The sequence below is a fragment of the Corynebacterium sp. MSK150 genome, from assembly GCF_030229215.1.
Classification (GTDB): Bacteria; Actinomycetota; Actinomycetes; order Mycobacteriales; family Mycobacteriaceae; genus Corynebacterium.
In genome coordinates this window covers 1-1,264 of sequence record NZ_JASPHM010000035.1, presented here as the reverse complement: position 1 = coordinate 1,264, position 1,264 = coordinate 1, and the positions used below count along the sequence as shown (strand labels likewise).

The 1,264-nt window shown below is 55.2% G+C and carries 1 protein-coding gene; it reads left to right on the top strand.

Translation table 11 applies throughout. The features are described 5' to 3' along the window. Window positions 1–431: 431 nt before the first annotated feature. The coding region (locus QP941_RS11515; RefSeq protein ID WP_284869005.1) for an IS1249 family transposase at window positions 432–1,264 on the top strand (833 nt) is incomplete at its 3' end.

The following is a 1,264-nucleotide window of genomic DNA, read 5'->3' as shown; positions in this document are numbered from 1 at the left end:
ATTGCACAGCAAGCCCAACCGGCTCCTCAAGGTACCCAAAACAACATCTACGAGACGAAGCAGAAACCCTTCACACCCCCAACAAGCCCACCCACGGAGTTGACAACCTATATAGGAACACCCCCCTTTTCGAGACTGGCTTAGCGTTGTCTTCAACGATATCGTCCATCCAAAACTCGGTTTTCGTCGACGGTTTTGCTGGTCTATATGGACGAAAATGGTGATCCGAGTAGAGTGCTCGTCATTGTGTCACTTCTCAGAGCGCTTGGGGGTTAAACGACAAAAAGTGTGTCCGGAATTGCCGATTTCCCGGGCGTAACCTCTAGGTTTCAGGAAAATATATGCTCCTGGGGCATATATCTGGCTCCCAGACGGAAAATCCACGAAGAGGCTAGCGCTGTGTGCTATGTACGCCGTGGTGTGGTGGCGCAATGCCAAAGAACCAACCACGCTGCTACTGCGGCGGTGAAATGAAACGCAACGGCACCACCAGCAAAGGCACCACCAGATGGCGATGCAAACAATGCGGCGCATCCAGCGTGAAGCACCGCGGCGACATCACCAATGCAGCGGTGTTTACCGCTTTCATTGATCATCTCACCACCGGTGCCAGTCTCGATGTTGTTGCCCACCGCGTGGGATGTTCGCCCCGTACGCTGCAACGCCGGTTTGAACCGTTCTGGCTCATTGATGTGCCCAACCCCACCAATGCACATTGTGGACGAGTTTACGACCAGGTGTTTTTAGACGGCACCTACACCGCCGGCGGCTGTTTGATCGTCGCTGCCACCATCGATCACGTCATTGCCTGGCACTGGTGCAAACACGAAACCACCCGCGACTACCAGCGACTGCTCGAACGCATCGAAGCACCACTGATTGCTGTCATCGACGGCGGCCAAGGAGCATTTAGCGCGATTAGAAAGTGCTGGCCGACCACAAAAATCCAACGCTGCCTCGTCCACGCCCAACGCGTCGTGCGGCGCTACACCACCTCACGCCCGCGCACAGATGCCGGGCGCACCATCTACCAACTTGCACTGAAACTGACTCGGATCACCACCTTGGATGAAGCGGCAAAATGGGGCACGCAACTGCACGAATTCTCTACGATCTACCAAGCCTGGATGGATGAGAAAACCACGGTCAAAGACCCCAAAACAGGTGCATGGACTCGCGTGTGGACACACCACAACGTGCGCAAGGCCTACAACAGCCTCAACCATCTTTGGCGGTCCGAGATGCTGTTTGTCTACCTCAACCC